The organism is Holophagales bacterium (assembly GCA_016699405.1).
Lineage (GTDB): Bacteria > Acidobacteriota > Thermoanaerobaculia > Multivoradales > JAGPDF01 > JAAYLR01.
In genome coordinates this window covers 3,271,131-3,290,106 of sequence record CP064972.1, presented here as the reverse complement: position 1 = coordinate 3,290,106, position 18,976 = coordinate 3,271,131, and the positions used below count along the sequence as shown (strand labels likewise).

Annotated in this window: 17 protein-coding genes; 5 read left to right on the top strand and 12 right to left on the bottom strand. The window is 71.0% G+C overall.

Annotated elements, in window-relative coordinates:
• Positions 1–74 precede the first annotated feature (74 nt).
• The 3 genes from IPJ17_13570 to cax are packed head-to-tail and all read left to right on the top strand — an operon-like array spanning position 75 to position 2,871.
• A complete protein-coding gene (locus tag IPJ17_13570; protein QQR72532.1) occupies positions 75–752 on the top strand; it encodes a PilZ domain-containing protein in 678 nt (225 codons plus the stop codon).
• A gap of 44 nt (positions 753–796) precedes the next feature.
• Positions 797–1,747 carry a pyridoxal-phosphate dependent enzyme gene (locus IPJ17_13565; protein QQR72531.1) on the top strand — a complete coding sequence of 317 codons (951 nt, stop codon included), beginning with the start codon at positions 797–799 and terminating at the stop codon, positions 1,745–1,747.
• Positions 1,744–2,871, top strand: a complete 1,128-nt coding sequence (gene cax, locus IPJ17_13560) for a calcium/proton exchanger (GenBank protein ID QQR72530.1) — start codon at positions 1,744–1,746, stop codon at positions 2,869–2,871. Before IPJ17_13565 ends, cax begins: the two co-directional genes overlap by 4 nt.
• A gap of 42 nt (positions 2,872–2,913) precedes the next feature.
• Here the strand turns inward: cax and IPJ17_13555 are convergent, their stop codons facing one another.
• Complete coding sequence (locus IPJ17_13555; GenBank protein QQR72529.1) at positions 2,914–3,387, bottom strand: hypothetical protein; 474 nt, start codon at positions 3,385–3,387, stop codon at positions 2,914–2,916.
• A 37-nt stretch (positions 3,388–3,424) separates the two neighbouring features.
• Entirely contained in the window at positions 3,425–3,772 is a 348-nt protein-coding gene (locus tag IPJ17_13550) for a hypothetical protein (protein ID QQR72528.1), read from the bottom strand.
• Between the two features lie 114 nt (positions 3,773–3,886).
• On the opposite strand from IPJ17_13550, the gene IPJ17_13545 reads away from it, so the two are divergent.
• Together IPJ17_13545 and IPJ17_13540 are read left to right on the top strand one after the other, a co-directional pair.
• Positions 3,887–6,214 (top strand): M28 family peptidase, encoded by a 2,328-nt coding sequence (locus IPJ17_13545; protein QQR72527.1) that lies wholly within the window; start codon positions 3,887–3,889, stop codon positions 6,212–6,214.
• Positions 6,211–7,110 carry a DMT family transporter gene (locus tag IPJ17_13540; protein QQR72526.1) on the top strand — a complete coding sequence of 300 codons (900 nt, stop codon included), beginning with the start codon at positions 6,211–6,213 and terminating at the stop codon, positions 7,108–7,110. Before IPJ17_13545 ends, IPJ17_13540 begins: the two co-directional genes overlap by 4 nt.
• A 26-nt stretch (positions 7,111–7,136) precedes the next feature.
• Here IPJ17_13540 and IPJ17_13535 read toward each other — a convergent pair whose 3' ends face one another.
• From IPJ17_13535 to IPJ17_13490, 10 genes are all read right to left on the bottom strand, one after another.
• Complete coding sequence (locus IPJ17_13535) at positions 7,137–8,168, bottom strand: hypothetical protein (GenBank protein QQR72525.1); 1,032 nt, start codon at positions 8,166–8,168, stop codon at positions 7,137–7,139.
• Between the two features lie 14 nt (positions 8,169–8,182).
• Positions 8,183–10,234: a M1 family metallopeptidase gene (locus IPJ17_13530; protein ID QQR72524.1), complete on the bottom strand. Its 2,052-nt coding sequence runs from the start codon at positions 10,232–10,234 to the stop codon at positions 8,183–8,185.
• A gap of 83 nt (positions 10,235–10,317) precedes the next feature.
• On the bottom strand, positions 10,318–12,048 hold the full coding sequence (locus IPJ17_13525; protein ID QQR72523.1) for a thiamine pyrophosphate-binding protein: 1,731 nt from the start codon (positions 12,046–12,048) through the stop codon (positions 10,318–10,320).
• A gap of 106 nt (positions 12,049–12,154) precedes the next feature.
• A complete protein-coding gene (locus IPJ17_13520) occupies positions 12,155–14,383 on the bottom strand; it encodes a TonB-dependent receptor (GenBank protein ID QQR72522.1) in 2,229 nt (742 codons plus the stop codon).
• A gap of 112 nt (positions 14,384–14,495) precedes the next feature.
• A complete protein-coding gene (locus tag IPJ17_13515) occupies positions 14,496–15,194 on the bottom strand; it encodes a hypothetical protein (protein QQR72521.1) in 699 nt (232 codons plus the stop codon).
• A 126-nt stretch (positions 15,195–15,320) separates the two neighbouring features.
• The gene (pruA, locus tag IPJ17_13510) at positions 15,321–16,952 is read right to left on the bottom strand and encodes an L-glutamate gamma-semialdehyde dehydrogenase (protein QQR72520.1); all 1,632 of its coding nucleotides are present in this window, start codon (positions 16,950–16,952) and stop codon (positions 15,321–15,323) included.
• Between the two features lie 58 nt (positions 16,953–17,010).
• Positions 17,011–17,376 carry a DUF423 domain-containing protein gene (locus IPJ17_13505; protein ID QQR72519.1) on the bottom strand — a complete coding sequence of 122 codons (366 nt, stop codon included), beginning with the start codon at positions 17,374–17,376 and terminating at the stop codon, positions 17,011–17,013.
• A gap of 22 nt (positions 17,377–17,398) precedes the next feature.
• A complete protein-coding gene (locus IPJ17_13500) occupies positions 17,399–17,710 on the bottom strand; it encodes a hypothetical protein (GenBank protein ID QQR72518.1) in 312 nt (103 codons plus the stop codon).
• Positions 17,703–18,134, bottom strand: coding sequence for a BrxA/BrxB family bacilliredoxin (locus IPJ17_13495; GenBank protein ID QQR72517.1), 432 nt, complete (start codon positions 18,132–18,134; stop codon positions 17,703–17,705). Before IPJ17_13495 ends, IPJ17_13500 begins: the two co-directional genes overlap by 8 nt.
• A gap of 110 nt (positions 18,135–18,244) precedes the next feature.
• A complete protein-coding gene (locus IPJ17_13490; GenBank protein ID QQR72516.1) occupies positions 18,245–18,976 on the bottom strand; it encodes a PilZ domain-containing protein in 732 nt (243 codons plus the stop codon).

Here is an 18,976-nt window from a genome sequence, read left to right as displayed (position 1 = left end):
CCTCGCCCCCGGGTCCGGTCCCTCCCGGAGCGGAGGATCGCGCTACACTGGACGCGACCAATCGAGGGTCGACAATGAACGAAAAGCGGCGCCATCCGCGCTTCGTGGTCGAGGGTGTCACCGGCCACATGGTGCTCGCCACCCGTGTCGAGGTCGTCAACATCAGTCTCGGCGGGGTGGCGCTCGTCGCCGATCGCCGCCTCAACCTTGGCGCGACTTACGGGCTCCGCCTCGAACGCGCCGAGCGGGCGATCGAGATCCAGGGCACGGTCGCCTGGTCGACGCTCTCCGGCGTCCGCCGCCTCGACGGGGGCGACTCGGTGCCCGAGTACTCGGCCGGGTTGCGGTTCGACGGCCTGATCACGCCGGAGATGGAGGCGTTGCTGGGCTTCATCGACGCCAACCGGGTGTTGAGCGAGCAGCGCTTGACCGGACTGCGCTTCGTCATCGAGGCGCCGGACCTCGCGCTGCTCGAGAGCCCGGAGAGCTTCCGCGTCCGCCTGGTGAGCCGGAGCGGCATGCTCATCGAGACCGATCAGCCGTTGGTCCCCGAACAGGTCTACCCGCTGCGCATCGCCCTTCCCGATGGTGGCCTGGTGCGCGGGTCGGGTCGGGTCGCCTCCCTCGCCGCACCACGGGAGGGGGCCGGCACCGGCTACGAGATCGGCATCGAGTTCGTCGACCTCCCGGCGGAGAGTGAGCGCCTGCTCGAGGCCTTCATCGACTCGCTCGCCACCACGACGCGAGGCTGAGGGCGAACGCCGAGAGCGTCCCGGCCGCGATATCCTTGCGCGCCGTGATCGCTCCTCCGGCTCCAGCCCTCCTCGCCGCCCTTCGCCCCACTACGATCGTCGCCGCGCCGCGCCTCGCCAGGCGGCTCGGCATCGACGTGCGCCTCGCCAGCGAGACCTTCCAGCACACCGGCAGCTTCAAGTTCCGCGCCGCCTATTCCGTCGCGCTCGGGGTCCCGCACCCGACGATCGTCACCGCGTCCTCGGGCAACTTCGGTCAGGCGCTTGCCGCCGGCTGTGCCCGCGCCGGCAAGCAGGCGATCGTCGTCATGCCGGAGAGCTCGGCGCGGGTCAAGGTCGACGCGGTCCGCGCGTACGGCGGCGAGGTCGTCCTCGTCGACACCCGCGTGACGTCGCGCGCCGCGCGCGTGGCCGAGGTCGCCGCCGCCCACCCCGAGGCCTACGTCGCCAGCGCCTACGACGACGACCTGGTGATCTCCGGCAACTCCAGCCTGGGCGAAGAGCTGTCTCGGCTGAGCGAGCCGTTCGACACCGTTCTGGCCCCGGTCGGCGGGGGCGGCCTCGCCTCCGGCCTCCTCCTGGGCCTCCGCCGGGGTGGTCACACGGCGTCCCTCTGGGGCGCCGAGCCTGCCCTGGCCAACGACGCGGCGCGGTCGCTCGCGGCCGGCGAACGGGTGTCGAACGCCGGCGAGCCGCAGACGTTGGCCGACGGCGCGCGCACGCCGTCGCTCGGCGGTCGCAATTGGGAGATCCTCCGCGAGGGTCTCGCCGGCATCGTCGAGGTACCCGAGGCGGCGATCGCCGAGGGAGTGCGTCTGCTCTTCGCCGATGCCAACCTCAAGGCCGAGCCCACCGGCGCCCTGGGGATCGGCGCGCTGCTCACCTCACCCCAGAACTTCCGCGGCCGTCGCGTCGTCTGCGTCGTCTCCGGAGGCAACGTCGACGCGGATCTCTACGGCCGCCTTCTCCTCCACTCCGATTCGGGAGCCTCATGAGCAAACGAGCGAGCCTGTTGAAGCCCTCCCTCGACTGGCTGCTGGTCTTCGTGCCCGTGGCCCTCGCCCTCGAGCATCTGCAACCAGCCGCCCACGTGCCGATCTTCGTCGCCGCCTGCCTGGCCATCGTGCCGCTCGCCGGCTGGCTCGGCAAGGCCACCGAGCACCTCGCCGAGAAGACCGGCGAAGGCGTCGGCGGCCTGCTCAATGCCACCTTCGGCAACGCCGCCGAGCTCATCATCGCCCTCGTGGCCCTGCGTCAGGGGATGACCGAGGTCGTCAAGGCATCGCTCACCGGCTCGATCCTCGGCAACATCCTCCTGGTGATGGGCGCCGCCTGTCTCGCCGGCGGGCTGCGCTATAAGGACCTGCGATTCAACGCCGCCGGCGCGCGGATGATGTCGACGATGCTGACGCTCGCCGCCATCTCGCTCGTCCTGCCGGCGGTCTTTCACCATCTCGTCCACCCCTCGATCCAGCTCGAACGCAGCCTGAGCGTCGAGATCGCCGTCGTCCTCCTCGTCTGCTACGCCCTCTCGCTGCTCTTTTCGCTCCACACCCACAAGCAGCTCTTCACCGGCGACGCGGCCGCGGCGGCGGAGGTGGCGTCGCCCGATCACGTCTCCTGGCCCCTCAGCCGTTCGCTCGGCGTCCTCGGCGTCGCCACCGCGCTGATCGCCTGGATCTCGGAGGTGCTCGTCGGGTCGATCGAACAGGCGGCGCACGCCTTCGGCATGAGCAGCCTCTTCGTCGGCATCATCGTCGTGGCGGTCATCGGGAATGCCGCCGAGCATTCGACGGCGATTCTCGTCGCGCGCAAGAACCGGATGGACCTCGCCCTCGGCATCGCCATCGGCTCGAGCATCCAGATCGCCCTCTTCGTCGCGCCGGTCCTCGTCCTGGCGAGCTATTTCGTGGCGCCGGCGCCGATGGATCTGGTCTTCAGCCCGGCGGAGGTCCTGGCGATCGTCCTCGCCGTGGCGATCAGCGGGCAGATTTCGAGCGACGGGGAATCGCACTGGCTCGAGGGGGTGCAGCTCCTCGCCGTCTACCTGATCCTCGGCCTGGTCTTCTACTTCCTGCCCGACAGCGCGACGGCGGCGGCGGCCGCCGCCGCACCCTGACGGCAGCGGCGGCCGCCGCGGCGCCCTGACGGCGGCAGTCGGTCAGTCGGCCAGGGAGGCTGCGGCTTCGAGGTCGTGCGAGGTCACGCCATGCGCCTGGGCGAAGCCGGCGACCAGGCGGGCGCTCTCGAGCCGCAGGCGACGGAAGACGAAGTCGCCGAGACCCACGGTCATCGCCGCACTCGGGAAGGCGGCGGTCCACGCGGTGGCGATCGCCGGACGCTGCTCGGCGCTCACCTCCTCCACCCGTGCGTCGGCGAGCAGACGCGGCGCCCGGAGCGCATCGTCGCCGGCGCCGAGCGGGTGGTGGATGGCCACCGACACGCGCGCTCCCGGAGAGAGACCGCGGCTGTGGCGAGCCATTCCCGAGACGTGAACCAGCAGGCTGTCGAGACCGCGGTCGGCGAGGAACGGCAGGATGCCGGCGACCGGCTCGCCCCCGACCACGACCGCCAGGGCGAGGAGCCGCTCGCCGGTCAACAGCGAGCGCAGCAGCTCGAGCGCTTGTCGATCCATGGAACCCTCCGCTTCGCCCGGCGGACCTCCGCCAGGGTCATTCCTCGAGATCGACCACCGTCGCCGAGAGCGTGTCGGCCACGCCCCGCAGCTTCTCGTCGTCCATCCCGTCGAAGATCCGGCGCACCAGGACGCCGACGCCCTGACCGGAGGTCTTGAGCCCGAGCCGGACCGTCGAGAGGGCCACGAACCCCAGGCCCAATCTCTCGACCGGCCGCAGGAAGTGCGACTCCAGACCGGCGATGGTGAGACGGACCACGAGCTCGGCGGCCTCGCTCTTCAGCTCCCGGGGACGCGGCGACTCCCGGAGGCGACGGGCGAGATCGCGGGCCGCCGTGGCCAGCTCGGGGTCCAACTCGGCAATCAGGTGGGGTCGGTCGGCCATCGACGTCTCCTTCGGATCGGCTTCGCCACGCCGCGCGCCATCCTAACGCGCCGTTTCGATGCGTTGCGCGTGCTAACGTGATCGCGATTCCTGTCGTCGCGGAGAGCCGATCCGATGAATCCGAATCCAGCCCGTCGCCGCCTCAGAGTCGCCGCTGCGGTCCTCGCCGCGCTCGCCCTCCTCACGTCGCCCGCCACCGCCGCGGCACCGGCTGCATCCACAGCGTCAACGGACGCGGCGCTGCCGCGGATCCTCGGCTTCACGGCCGAGTCGTCGGCCGCCCAGCGCGCGCTCGAAGCGCGACTCGACGCGTCGCTCGTCGCCGCGGATCAACGCACCTGGATGGAAGAGCTCGCCGGGCAACCCCATCACGTCGGGTCGCCAGGGGACGCACGCAACGCCGAACGGCTCGCCGCGCTCTTCCGCGGTTGGGGCTACGAGACGGCGATCGAGGAGTTCCAGGTCCTGTTCCCGACACCGAAGCGGCTCGAGCTCGAGATGGTCGCACCGCACCCGCACCGTGCGACGCTCGTCGAGCCGGCGATCCCCGGCGACTCGTCGGCGACGCGGAGCGCCGGCGCTCTGCCGCTCTTCAACGCCTACTCGATCGACGGCGACGTGACCGGCGAGCTCGTCTACGTCAACCAGGGACTGCCCGAGGACTACGAAGAGCTGGCGCGGCGTGGTATCGACGTGCGCGGCCGGATCGTCCTGGCACGCTACGGCGGCTCCTGGCGTGGCGTCAAACCGAAGGTGGCCGCCGAGCACGGGGCGCTCGCCTGCATTCTCTACACCGACCCCCGGGGAGATGGGTACTACCAAGGCGATCCGTACCCGCAAGGGGGCTTCCGCCCACCAGGCGGGGCCCAGCGCGGCTCGGTCGCCGACATGCCGATCTACAGCGGCGATCCCCTGACGCCAGGGGTCGGTGCCACGCGTGACGCCGTGCGCCTGCCGCTCGCCGAGGCGCGCGTGCTCACCCACATCCCGGTGCTGCCGATCTCCGCTGCCGACGCCCAACCGCTGCTCGCCGCGCTCGGCGGCGCCGTCGTTCCGGAGGGCTGGCGCGGCGCTCTGCCCCTGACCTACCACTTCGGTCCAGGGCCGGCGCGCGTGCACCTTGCCCTGGCCTTCGACTGGCGACTGACGACGATCCGCGACGTGATCGCCCGCCTCCCGGGGCGTGAGCTTCCCGATCAGTGGATCGTGCGGGGCAACCATCACGATGCCTGGGTCTTCGGTGCCACCGACCCGGTGAGCGGCCTCGTCGCCATGCTCGACGAGGCACGCGCCGTCGCGGCACTGGCCCGCGCCGGCTCACCGCCACGCCGCACGGTGATCTACGCCGCCTGGGACGGCGAGGAGGTCGGTCTCCTCGGCTCGACCGAGTGGGCCGAAGCGCACGCCGACGAGCTCGCCCGGCATGCCGTCGCCTATCTCAACACCGACAGCTCCACGAGCGGCATGCTCGGCGCCGGCGGATCGGCGACGCTCACCGCACTGGTCGAAGGCGTGGCGCGCGAGGTCCGCGATCCGCGCCGGGCGATTCCGGTCGCCGACCGTCTGCGCGCGGCGGCACTGCTCGGCAGCGACGAGGAGGCCAAGCGCGCCGCGCGCGCCGGTCACCCGGTCCAGCTCGAGCCCCTCGGCTCCGGCTCGGATTTCACACCGTTCCTCCAGCATCTGGGGATCGCCTCGCTCAATCTCGGCTTCGGCGGCGAGGACGAGTATGGGCAGTACCACTCGGCCTACGACTCAGTCGAACACTTCCATCGCTTCATGGACAGCGACCATGCCTACGGCGTCGCGATGGCGCAGGTCGGCGGCCGACTGACGCTGCGCCTGGCCAACGCCGATCTCCTGCCGTTCGCGCCCACCGCGTTCGCCAAGTCGGTGGCGGGGTTCGTCGACGAGGTCGAGGCGCTCACCGTCCGGATGCGACGCGAAGCCGAGGAACGCCAGGAGGCGCTGGCCGCCGGACTCTACGAGGCGGCGCAGTCGGCGCGCGTCCGGCGTACGCCGCCGCCGCCGCTCGATGCCGTGCCGTTCCTCAACTTCGCGCCTCTCGACAATGCCGTCACGCGGCTCGTCGCGAGCGCGGAGGCCTGCGAGCACGCGCTGACGACGGCCGAGGCGGTCGCTCTGCCGGCGGCGAGCCGCCGCGAGATCGACCGCATCCTCGGCGGGCTCGAAGCGACGCTGACGTCGATCGACGGACTGCCGGATCGCCCCTGGTACCGCAATCTCCTCTACGCCCCGGGTCAGTACACCGGTTACGGAACCAAGACCCTCCCCGCGGTGCGCGAGGCGATCGAGCTGCGCCGCTGGAAGGAGGCCGAAGCCGAAGTGCCGCGGCTCGCCGCAGCGCTCGAACGCTTCGCTGCAGCGCTCGATCAGGCCGCCGCGCGAGCCCGCGATCAGGCGGCGGCGACGACGCCGTGACCGAGCGGCACGGCCAGGCGACGGCTCGCGCCCAGATCGCCGCCGCCGCCCTGCTCTTCTCTACCGGCGGCGCGGCGATCAAGGCCACCGCGCTCGGCGCCTGGCAGGTCGCCGGGATCCGCTCGGCGATCGCCTTCGTCTTTCTCGTCGCCGTCCTGCCGGCGGCGCGACGCGGCTGGACGTGGGCGACGCTGCTCGTCGGCATGGCCTACGGCGGCACGATGGTGCTCTTCGTCACCGCGAACAAGCTCACCACGGCGGCGAGCTCGATCTTCCTCCAGTCGGCCGCGCCGCTCTACCTGCTGCCGCTCTCGCCCTGGCTGCTGCGGGAGCCGATCCGACGGCGAGACTTCGCCTTCCTCGCCGCGCTCGCCGGCGGGATGGCGATGTTCTTTCTCGGCACCGAGGCGCCGCGTCAGAGCGCCCCGAACCCGCTGCTCGGCAACTGGGTCGCCGTCGCCTCGGGTGCAACCTGGGCCCTGACCATCGCCGGGATGCGCTGGATGGCGAAACACGGAGCGAGCGGCGGAGGGGCGGCTAGCGCCCTCGCGGCCGGCAACCTGATCGCCGCGAGCGTCTGCCTGCCGATGGCGCTACCGATCGGTCGCTTCACCGCCGCCGATGCCGCGACGCTCGGCTACCTCGGCGTCGTCCAGATCGGCCTCGCCTATCTCTTCTTCTCCAACGGGCTGAAGCGACTTCCGGCGCTCGAGGTTTCGTTGCTCGTGCTCCTCGAGCCGGTGCTCAACCCGGTCTGGGCCTGGATCTTCCAAGGGGAGCGACCCTCCGCCTGGGCGATCGGCGGTGGATTGACCATCTTGACCGCCACCGCCGTGCGCACGCTGCTGCACGAGGACGCCGCCGCCGATCCGGAGCGACCCGAGCCGGCGATCTGACGCAGCGCCGCGCTCGGCGCCGCCCCTCAGCGATCGCTCGGCTCGGGAAACGCCCCGTCGGCGAGTGGCCCCTCGGCGGCCGGTGGCGGCGGGACCTCCCCCTCGACCGCTCCCGCATCCGTCGCGTCGGGCTCGTCCGTCGCCGACTCGACGACGGCCTCCTTCTCCACCGGCAACCCGGAGGTCGGCGGAACCGCCGGCCATCGCGACTCGACCAACTCGCCTTCCGCCGACCAGAGGGCGATCCGCAAGACTGCACGGGAGGCGATCACCGCCTGCTGCGCCACCACCATCGCCGCGAACCCGACCCACCCGGCCACCGGAACAGCTCGCCGCACCAGCAGGTAGAGCGCCAGGACACCGACGAGCAGCACCGTGTTGGCGAGCCAGAGTCCGAGCGGCGCGGCGGGCCGTCGCAGCAGCGCGCCGCAGCGCCGGAAGAAGAGTCGCAGGGGGGCCCGCGGGCTCGAGCGGACGATCTCGATCCGCGTGAGGTCCAACGCCATCAGCGCGAGGGTCAGGAGCAGGGTGCCGAGCAGGGCTCCGGCCGCTCTCACGGTGAGCTCGGCCGGTTCCCACGCGGCGCGGTCGAGACGGCCACCGACCGCCCCCACCGCGACCGCCAGTGCTCCGCCGCCGAGCAGCGCCAGCGGGCCGGCGACCATCCCAAGGCGCAGAAAGGGCCAGAAGGTCCGACCGGCACCGCGACCGAAGCGATGGCCGAACGACCGCTCGTCGTGCGTCTGGAGGCACTCGAGCGTCCCGCCGGCGAGTAGAGCATTGAGCACCAGGGCGAGCAACGCGAACGCCGCGAGCCCCGTGACCCAGCCACTCCACAGACCAATCTGACCGAGCAGCATGTCGTGCGCCAGGGAGATCGAGAACCGCCCCAAGGAGGCGTCGGCCTCGGGCGACGCGGGCAGCACTGTCACAAGACGCGACACCAACGGCAACGCCGCGAGGACCGACACGAGCAGGTTGACCAACCAGAGGAGCGCCACCAGCCGAGGCTCGCCGAGCGCTCGCCGCAGTCCGCGACCTGTCCAGGAAAGGACCATGTGCCGTACCCCCCTCAGAGCGCCAGACCGACGAGGACCTGCTGGATCCAGAACACCAGGCGTGCGCTCCAATGCAGCGCCGCCCCGTACGACAGCTCGACCCGACGCGCGTTGTTGGTCCAGTCGGCGTCGAGCGGCAGGAGATGATCGGGATCCAGCTGCGCCGAAACGAGGGGCTCCGCGCGCTCGAACTCCCACCTCGCCCAACGCTCGCCCGGTGGCCAGACCCGGCGTTCCGGAGCGACCCCGCGGAAGGTCAGCTCGACGACGACCGGCAGCTGGACTTCGCCCAGCCGCCGCAGCTCGACGCGGCTGCGCCAGCGCTGCTGCCCTGCGCGCTCGGCCGCGTCGTCGAGGTCGCGCGCCTGCTTCCCGGTGACCATCTCGAGTCGGCCATCGCGCTCGACGCGACCGCGCGGCGAATCGATCGGTTCGCTCGTCACCTGCGTGACCGCGTCGTCCAGGATTCCGGGACCGTCGACGACCTGGCCGAAATAGCTCTTCAGCTCGCGGCCCGCGACCTCCTCAGCCACAGCGAAGAAATCGTCGCTCGACGGATGCCGGAAGCGCCAGCGCTCGTGATAGGTCCGCATCACCCGCGCCATGGTGACCTCGCCGAGAATCCCCGCGAGCGTCCGCAGGACCAGGGCCGGTCGACCGTACGAGTTGAAACTGTAGTTGCGCGAGGTCGAGAAGCCCCAGGACGGCGTGCGGATCCGGTCGAAGCGCCGCTCCGGGCCGTTCTGCACCCGCTGCAGGTCGAGACCGCTGACGCGCAGGCCGAAGAGCTCGCCGGAGGAGGCCTCCGCGCCGTAGCCCGCCTCCATCGCCCGCACCTCGGAGTAGGAGGCGAACCCCTCGTCGAGCCACGACTCCTCGAACTCGTTGCTCGCCACCATCCCCTGCCAGTACTGGTGAGCGAACTCGTGGACGACGACGATCTCGGGCATCCGCACCTTTTCGAGCGGGCCGCGATTGAGCAGGAAAGAGGTCCCGGCCGTGATGAAGGTCGGGTACTCCATGCCGCCGGCGCCGTCACCCCCCTTCGGCGGGTCGACGATCGTCAGGGTGCGATAGGGGTAGCGTCCGTACCAGAGACCGAACCGCGCGAGCCCCAGCTTCGCCGCGCGCAGATGGCGATCCGCCTGCGGCAGGTGCGACGGCTGAAGCAGGAGCCGGATCGCGACGTCGCCGAGCCGAACCTCGTCGATCGGACGCCCCAGCCGCTCGGCGGTCGCCGCGAGCTCGGCGACAGGGACCTCGCGCTCGGCGACGAACCGGTCTTCGATCTCGACGAAGCGCGGGTCGGCGGTCCAGGCGAAATCGTGGACATCGTCCTGCGCGTATCGGTAGGTGGTCGTCCCGTCGGCGTGGTCCTCGCGCGCCTGCCGCTCGCCGGTCGCCCCGACGACGAAGCGACTCGGCACGGTGAGCTCGACGCGATAGCTGCCGAAGTCGGCGTAGAACTCGGAATGGGCGTGGAACTGATGACAGTTCCATCCCCCTTGCGTCCGACCGCGCATCCCGGCCGGCTCGTAGACCCCCAGCTTGGGGAACCACTGGCCGACGAGGAAGAAGTCCCCGTGACGGCCGGTACGAGCGTAGACCTCGGGGAGCTTGGCGGCGAACTCCACCTCGAGCTCGACCTGTCCCTGCGCCGCGACCGCTCGCGGCAGAGTCACCCGCGCCACGGTCCGGTCCGCCGAGTTGCCGTCGTCCGGCCGTTCGAAGGTCAGGTGCGGCAGCAGGTCGGTCCCGTCCGCGAGCCGGATCGCGGTGACGTCGATCCACCCCCAACCCTCCTCGCTGGCGCTCGACCGCCGGAGCTTGCCTCCCGACTCGCGAAAGAAGGTGCTCTCGGAGCTCGCGAAGGCGTTGAGATAGAGGTGGAACCAGAGATCCGGCACGGCGTCGGCGGACGGGTTTCTCCAGACGATGCGCTCCCGTCCGTCGAGCGTGCCCTTCTCGGCGTCGAGCCGGACCGCGATCTGGTAGTCGACGACGCGCGCCGAGCGCTCGGGAAGCGGATCGCCGAGAACGGGGAGAGCCAGCGCGAGAGCCGACATCACGAGTAGAGCCCCGCACCTTGCGGGCCCGGACCAGCTTGCGACGAGCGGACGACGGGAGCTCCGCATCGGTTCCCTCCGAATCAGATGGAGATCGAGCCCTGGCGGAAGTCGCTCCGCGCCAGGTGGACATTGACCAGGACCGGATGACCGCGCCGCGCCAGGGCCTTGGCGGTGGTCAGGGTCCCGGCGACACCGACGCTCTTGTCGAGCAGCAGACCCTTGCCGCCGAGACCCTCGGCGACCCGCTCGTAGGTCGAACGCGCCAGCTCGGTGCCGACCGCATCGCCGAGGAGCGTCACCTGATCGCGGGCGATCTGTGACCAGGAGGCGTCGTTACCCACCAGGGCGATGACCGGCACCGCGTGGCGGACGAAGGTGTCGAGCTCGGCGAGGCCGTAGCCCGCCGAACCGTCGCCCCAGAGCAGCCAGACCTCCGACTCGGGGCGCGCCAGCTTGGCGGCAAGGGCGAACCCGGCGCCGACCCCGAGCGTGCCGAAGACCCCGGGATCGAGCCAGGAGAGCGGTCCGCGCGGCCGGACGACATACGAGGCCGTGGCGACGAAGTCGCCGCCGTCAGCCACCAGGACGCTCTCCGGTTCGAGAAGCCGGTCGAGCTCACGGAAGAGACGCAGCGGGTGGACGCCGTCGGGAGCCCCCGTCTCCGCCTGGCGGTCGATCTCGCCCTCGCGTTCGCGATCGCGCGCGCGCAGCGTCTCGAGCCAGGTCGACCAGGTCGCTTCGCTGCCCGCCGGCAGGCGCGCGGCCAGCTCGTGCAGGACGAGCGCCGGATCGGCATGCAGGGCGAGGCGCGGGCGGTGGTTCCGACGCAGCTCGCCGGCATGGCGGTTGACGGCGATCACCTGCGTCGCGCGTCCGAGCTGACGGCCGTAGTCGAGTCGGAAGTCCGCCGGCACGCCGCAGAGCAGGACGACGTCCGCTTCGCGCAACGCCTCCTTGCGACGGTGGCGCACTTGCACCGGCGACTCGGCGCCGAGCAGACCGCGCGCGGTGCCCGAAAGGTAGGTCGGAGCTCCCAGGGTGGTGAGGTCGACCGCCACCCTCCCCGCTTCCCGCGCCGCCAGGACCGCCTGGCTGCCGACCACGACCACCGGGCGCTGCGCACGCGTCAGCAGGCGCAGGGCGGCTTCGACATCCGCCGGACTGGGCGCCGTCGGAGCGGGCTCGCCGAACTCCGTCGAAGCCCCCGCCGGCGCGAAGACCCGACCGAGGTGCCAACCGAGGTAGGCCTGTTCGACCCGGCGAACGAGCCCTCCTCGCCCTCCGCTCTTCAAGCCATACCATTCGCGGACGGTGGCCTCGGGATACAACAGGTCCACCGGCGCTTCGACGAAGACCGGCCCCGGGACTCCCTCGCGAGAACGGTAGAACGCCTCGTCGACGGCGTCGGCGAGGTCCCGCACCCGTCGTACCGCGCGATACCACTTGACGTGGGGCTCGACGAGCGCACGCTGGTCGATGTCCTGCAGCGCCCCGCGCCCCTTGAGCACAGTGGCGGTGGCACCGCCGAGCAGGACGAGGGGCGACTGAGCGAGCTGGGCGTTCTTCAGCGCGGTAATCGAGTTCGTGACCCCGGGGCCGGCGGTGACGGCGGCGACTCCTGGCACGCCGGTGAGCCGCGCCATCGCGTCGGCGGCGAAGACCGCGGTGGCCTCGTGGCGCGTGTCGACGACGCGGATGCCCCGCGCCTTGGCGGCGACCAGGATCGGCGAGATGTGACCGCCGCAGAGGGTGAAGAGAAAGCGCACGCCGTGCCGTTCGAGAACCTCGACGATGCGCTCTCCGCCGTGCATGCTCTCCTCTCCGCCCGACTCGCGCCGCGGCGTCCGCGGCAACACTATCGCGGTTGCTCGAGCGGGGCCGCACGCGTCCGGCGCGAGGCCCCGCTCTCGCCTCCCGTCAGTGCCGCCAGGTCAGCCCGACAGTCACCGAGCGACCGGGAACCGGCGTCGCCGTTTCGTCGGCCGCCGCGACGTAGAGCCGATCTCCGGCGTTGCGCACCAGCGCCTGCAGCTCGAGACCGTGGCCGAAGCGCCAACCTCCACCCAGGTCGAACGCCGCCCAGCCGGCACGCTCGACCTCGGCCGGGCCAGGTCGGTCGAAGCGCTCGGCCCCGGAGGCGCGCGCGTAACCGAAGGCACGCTCGCCCGCCCAACGCAGCGTGACCGAGCCCCCGCTCGGCGCCACGTCGGCGATCCGCTCGCCGGTGTCGGCATCCTCGCCACGCGACCAGGCGATCCCGCTCTGCAACTCGAAGCCGCCACCGAGCTGGATCTGTCCCTCGAGCTCCACGCCGCTGAGCTCGGCCTCGCCGCAGTTGCGGAAGTTGAAGTCGTTGCCCACCCGGAAGCGCTCGACGAGGTCGGCGATCCGATAGCGATAGGCAGCCAGCGTCAACGAGCGACCGCGCCCCGCCCAGCGCAGCGTGGCGTCGAGTTGCCGGCTGCGCTCGGGATCGAGGTCCGGATTGCCGACGACGAAGCCGCGGCCGGAGGGGCCACGGAAGTAGCGATCCGACAGCGTCGGCGAACGAAATCCGCGTGCGACCTGGACCGTTCCGGTCCAACCGCCGAACGGCCCGGCGGTGAGGGCCAGGTGTCCCGACAGCGCGTCTTCGTCGCGGGATCGATCGCCGTAGTAGCCGCCGCGGTTCTCGGTGCGGACTCGGTCGCCCCGCAACCCGGCGGACGCGAGGAAGCGCTCGCCGAAGGCATGGTCGTAGAGCAGGAAGAGACCGCCGTCGCTCTGCGAGGCCTGGTCGATCGCCACGCTCGTCTGTCGACCGGTCTCGACGCCGGATGCCGAGAAATCGATCCGGCCGGCGAGCGCTTCGAGGTCGTGGCGGGACTGCAGGTCGAGGCCGAAGCGGAGTCTCCCTCCGGCGAACGGACGACCGACGGTGAAGCGCAGCCCGGCGTCTCGGGCGGCGACATCCGAGGTTTCGATCCGTCGATTGGAGCTCGAGGTCGGCAGTCGATCGCGATCGAGCAGGACGCGATAGCGCCCGACGAAGAGGAGCGCATCGAGGCTGTCCCATCCACCGATCTCGCCAGCGCTCCAGCCGAGGGTCAGCCGGTCGGAGCGCTCCTCGGGATAGGTAGAACGCGTGACGTTCGAGTCCGAGGCCGCCTTGCCCAGATCCTCGACGCGATCGACGGCCAGGCTCGCTCGCAGACGGCCCGGGCCGAGCGGCCCGGCGTATCGCACCGCCCCACCGTGGCTCGAGCCGGACGAGTTGTCGATCGGCTCCCCTCCCCCGGCCTCGTTGTCCTCGGCGTCGCGCCCTTGCAGGGCGACGAGCAGCGCACCGTCGCCGAGGGGGATGGAAAGCTCGGCCGATGCCGAGCGTTCGTCCATGCCGCCGCCACTCCAGCCGAGCGTCGCCCGACCCGCGAGCCGACTCGCTTGCGGCTCACGGGTCCTGGCGTTGACGACCCCGCCGAACGCATCGGAACCATAAGCAACCGAGCCGGGACCGCGGACGATCTCGATCGAAGCGAGCGTCTCCGGGTCGAGGAAGGTGGCCGAGGGGCCGACGCGGCGTTCGGCGCTCACCCGTGCTCCGTCGATCATCACCAGCGTCCGACCGCGGGCGAGCCCGCGGATCGCGGGGACGCTGTCGGCCCCCTCGCCGAGCCGGCCGGCACCGGGAACGCCGGCCATCGCATCGAAGAGCCGCACCGGTCGCCGCTGTTCGAGCTCCTCGCCGGTGAGCACCGTCGCCGCCGCGGCCGGCGACGCGTCGATCCCCGGCGCCACGCCGGCGACGACCGTCACCGCATCGCGGGCCACGGCGAGAAGCCGCAAGGCCCCGCCTTCCGCCACACCCGGAGGATTCACCTCGAGCGGAGCGAAAACCTGGCCTTCGGGGCTGGTGGCCACGAGCAGGTACGGCGGCACCGGTTCGGGTTCGAGTCGGAAGCCGCCGGCGGCATCGGTGCGAACGGCCCCCGAGCGGCCGACCACCGCGACCTCGAAACCGGCTGCTGCGCTCCCGTCCGGGAGCTCGAGCCGAGCCGACCAGGCATCCAGGCGGGAGGATGCGGCCAAGCCGACGATCAGGAAAAGGGCAATGGCAGACAGCGAGAGCCGGCGAGACCAGGCACGCCGGCGGGAAGCACTGGACATGACGAGACACTCCTCGAGTCGAGGCCGCGGGCTAGGCCCGTGGCCAGAGAACACGAGCCGGGCCCGCACACCGGGCCGACTCCGATCGCCAGCGGATTGCGATCGGGGCGTCTCATTCGTTCCAGCGAGAGATCAGGCAACGGACGTCCGGTCCGGCGGTGACGGGCGGTGGTCGGCGTCCCGAGCCGCTGTCCCCGCGAGACCGGTCGTTCTTGGAGTCCGTCTCGACGGCGCTTTCCAGCGGCGGGGCAGCTCGCGGTCGCGTGCGGGAGCGGATCGCCGGGCTCGTCGAGCGACGGGAGGCCAGGGCAGGGAACGCACGACCGACCTGCGTGCTACGAGTGGCGCTCTCGACCTCGATCCAGCCCGAGCCGTCGCGCCTCCCTTCGACCCACGCCCAGACCGGTGCGGCGCCGACGCGGGCGGGCTCGCCCGCGGCGAAGCGCGACCCGGGACGGATCTCGGTCCGTCTCGTCCCTCCCCGCACTTGGAGCGTCCCGCCCCAGAGATGCTCGACCTCCTGCTCTTCGTCGCCGAAGCGCCAGAGGAGGCGCGCCTGCCCGGGCCCGAAGTCGGGGAGCTTGACCTCGACCCGACGCCGTGCCGCGTCGAGGTGAGGCGTCAGGCGGATCGAGAAGTGACGTCCGCCGTCGAGCGAGAGGAAGACCTCCCACTCCTCGACGGTGCCGAGCCTGGCGAACGCGGGGCCCGGTGCCCACTCGACGAGCACCCGTTCGCCGGCCTCGACGACGTCCCCGTCCCGTGGATGCAGGATCTCGATCGCACCGGCAGGGGCCGGGGGATGCGGCAACGCCTGTGCGCCCGCCGGGACGAGGGCAGCACCGAGCAGCAGCGGGCCGAGCGAACGGAGCGGAGACAGACCTCGATGCTCGCGTCTGCCTCCGCCCCTTGTCAACCTCGACGAGGGCTACGCGCCTCAGACCTCGCCCTGATGCGGGTAGCGGAAGCTCGTCGGCGGGACGAAGTTCTCCTTGATCGAGCGCTGCGAGGTCCAGCGCAGGAGATTGACCGCCGAGCCCGCCTTGTCGTTCGTCCCCGAAGCGCGGGCGCCGCCGAACGGCTGCTGCCCCACCACCGCGCCCGTCGGCTTGTCGTTGATGTAGAAGTTCCCCGCGGCGTGGCGCAGCCGTTTGGCGATGTTGAGAATCGCCGCACGGTCCTGCGCGAAGACCGCACCGGTGAGGGCGTAGGGGCTGGTGGTGTCGCAGAGCTCGAGCGTCGCGTCGAGCTCCCGATCCTCGTAGACGTAGACGGTGAGGACCGGCGCGAAGATCTCCTCTTCCATCAACTTGAAGTGCGGGTTGGTGGTGCGCACCACGGTCGGCTGGACGAAGTAGCCGACCGAGTCGTCGCCGCTGCCGCCCCAGACGATCTCCGCCTCGTTCGAGGCCTTGGCATGGGCGATGTAGGAGAGCGTCTGGTCGAACGACGACTTGTCGATCACCGCCGCCATGAAGTTGCGGAAGTCGAGCGGCGAACCCATCTTTACTTCGGCCAGCATCTCCCGGAGCGACTTCTCCACGGTCGGCCAGAGCGACTTCGGCACGTAGGCACGAGAGGCGGCCGAGCACTTCTGTCCCTGGTATTCGAAGGCGCCGCGCAGCATCGCCACCGCCAGCGCCTGTGCATCGGCCGAGGGGTGGGCGAAGATGAAGTCCTTGCCGCCGGTCTCGCCGACGATGCGCGGATAGGAGCGATAGCCCGGCAGGTTCCTGGCGATCGTGTTCCACATCGCCTGGAAGGTGTCGGTCGAGCCGGTGAAATGGATGCCCGCGAAGTCGCGGCTGGCGAAGACCGGATTGCCGACCTTGCTGCCGGGTCCCGGCAGGAAGTTCAACACGCCCGGCGGCACACCTGCCGCCTCGAGGATCTTCATCATGTAGTAGCCGGAGAGGATCGCCGTGGAGGCCGGCTTCCACAGCACGACGTTGCCCATCACCGCGGGCGCCGTCGGCAGGTTGCCGCCGATCGAGGTGAAGTTGAACGGCGTCACCGCGAAGACGAACCCTTCGAGCGCGCGGTAGTCGACGTAGTCCCAGATCCCCGGTGCCGAGCCCGGCTGGTCGTTGAAGATGCGCTGCATGTACCAGGGGTTGTAGCGCCAGAAGTCGACGAGCTCGCAGGCCGAGTCGATCTCCGCCTGGAACACCGTCTTCGACTGGTTGAGCATCGTCGCGGCGTTGAGCGTGTCGCGCCACGGACCGGCCAGAAGATCGGCCGCCTTGAGCAACACGGCAGCGCGGGCCTCCCACGGCCACTCCGACCATTCCTTCCAGGCCTCGGCCGCCGCGGCCACCGCCTGCTCGACTTCCGCTTCGCCGGCCTGGTGGTAGGTGCCGAGGAGGTGCTGATGGTCGTGCGGGCAGACGATCTTGCCGGTGCGGCCGGTGCGCACCTCCCGTCCGCCGATCACCAACGGCACGTCGACGGTCTCGGCCATCATCTGGTCGAGACGCTTCTTGAGAGCGAGCTTCTCCGGCGAGCCCGGAGCGTAGGAGCGCACCGGTTCGTTCACCGGAGCGGGGATGGGGACGATGCCATTCAACATGGCGAGGCTCCTTGCGAAACACGCCGCGCGCGGCCACGGCCGCGGCGCGACGGCGAGGTCAATGCCGCCAGGCGGTGAAAGCGAACAGCAGGAAGCCGGCGATCAGAAGGATGCCGCCCAGCGGCGTCACGGCACCCAGCCAGCGCGGACCGCCGAGCGCGAGCGCGCCGACGGTCCCGGCGAAGACGGCGCCGCCCCAGGCGAGCAGCCGTCGGGTCCAGATCCAGCCCGGAAGCTCGGCCCGTGCGGACGCGAGGCCCGTCAGGCCCAGCCCGAGCCCGGTGTAGAAGAGATAGCGAGCCGCCGTCTCCCAGTGCGCGAGCTCGCGCGCGCCGAGGTGGTCTGCCAGCGCGTGGGCTCCGAAGGCGCCGGCGGCCACTGCCGCCGCGCACCAGAGACCGGAGAGCAGGAGGGCCGAGCGCATCGATCGGGGTGAACCCTTGACGTCAGAGGTCGGCGAGCCGCCGGATCGAAACGACGCGTGAGGCCGGGACGACGACCCGGTCGTGCTGCTTCCAGAAGCCGACTCGCGCTGCCCGGGCGAGGTAGTCGACCTTGCTCAGCCCCGCATCGCCGTCGCGATGCTCGGCAGCGTCGTGAAGCACCACACCCGCATCGACGACCTGATCGCAACGGCCGACGAACAGCTGCGGGCCGTCGGTGTCGACCACCACGGTGATGCCGTGCAGCTCGCCCCGGTCGGGATGGAAGGTCCGAGGTCGCATCGCGTCGAGCACGATCGGTCGATGCTCAGGCAACGGCAGGCGCGGCCGCCTGCTCGAACGCCTGCCGCAGATCCTGAGCGACGTCGAGGGCATCGCGCCCTTCGATGCGATGGCGCGGCAGGAAGAACACCAGGCGGCCGTCCTTGAAGAGCGCCATGGAAGGGCTCGAAGGCGGGAGCTCGGCGAAGTAGGAGCGGGCCCGTGCCGTCGCTTCGAGATCCTGTCCGGCGAAGACCGTCGCCAGGCGATCGGGGCGGATGGCACCTTGCAGGGCGAGTCGGACGCCGGGGCGCGCCATGCCGGCGGCGCAACCGCAAACCGAGTTGACGACGAGCAGCGCGGTGCCGTTCCGCTCGCCCAGGAAGCGATCGACCTCGTCCGCCGTCGTCAGTTCGACAAAGCCGGCCGAGGTGAGCTCCTCGCGCATCGGCCGCACCAGCAATGGGCTGTAAGGCATGAAGGCATTCCTCCAGGGGAGCGGCCCGATGGCCACCGGGATCGCTGGCGAATTATCTCACACGCACGTGCGGTGAACTGGAAGAATGGGGGGACGCTTCCAGGACTGTCTCAGTCTCGATAGCGGCGCAGGAGCTCACGCAGCGCATCGAGAATCGGCGCCGTGTCGGCGAAGACCACACCCATCCCGGACATCAGGTTCGGCCCCTGGGTCCCGCTCTCCGCGCTTCGAAAGCGATGGACGACCCGAGCCAAGCAACTGGGCGCACGAAAACCGGAGATCGGCACTTCGACTTCGACCTCGATCTCGCTGCCCTCCGGCAACGGGTTCTCGGTCTGGATGAAGAGTCCGCCGTGAACCAGATCGTGCTCGACCACGCGCTCGACCTCGCGCAGCGTCGCCAGCCGCACACGCACCGGTCCGGCGGGGGCGGCCGCTTTCGCGCTCGACGAGAGCGCGGCCTTCTCGTCCTCGGCGCGGGTCCCCGTGGTGGCCGCGGGGCCCGCCAGCATCGCGCTCGGGAAGAGGTCGCGGAACAACTCGCCCACCGACAGGAAGCGAACGCCGATCCCGGGCTGCCGTACCTGGCGAAGCGCGAGCGGAACGCGCTCGACCCGCGCCACGACCCCTTCGACGACGAATCCGTGCTGCCGGTCGAGCACCTCGATGCGCAAGCGCTCGCCGAGCGAGAACGCCGACGCCGTGCCGACGAACATTCCACTGCTCGAGATGTTGGTGGTGAACCCGTTGCTCGCCTGGGTCTCGCCACGGCGCGTGAAGCGCACCGGAAGGCGCTTGGGGAAGCGTCGATTCTCTCGCCGATCCACGGGTCGGCGAAGCAT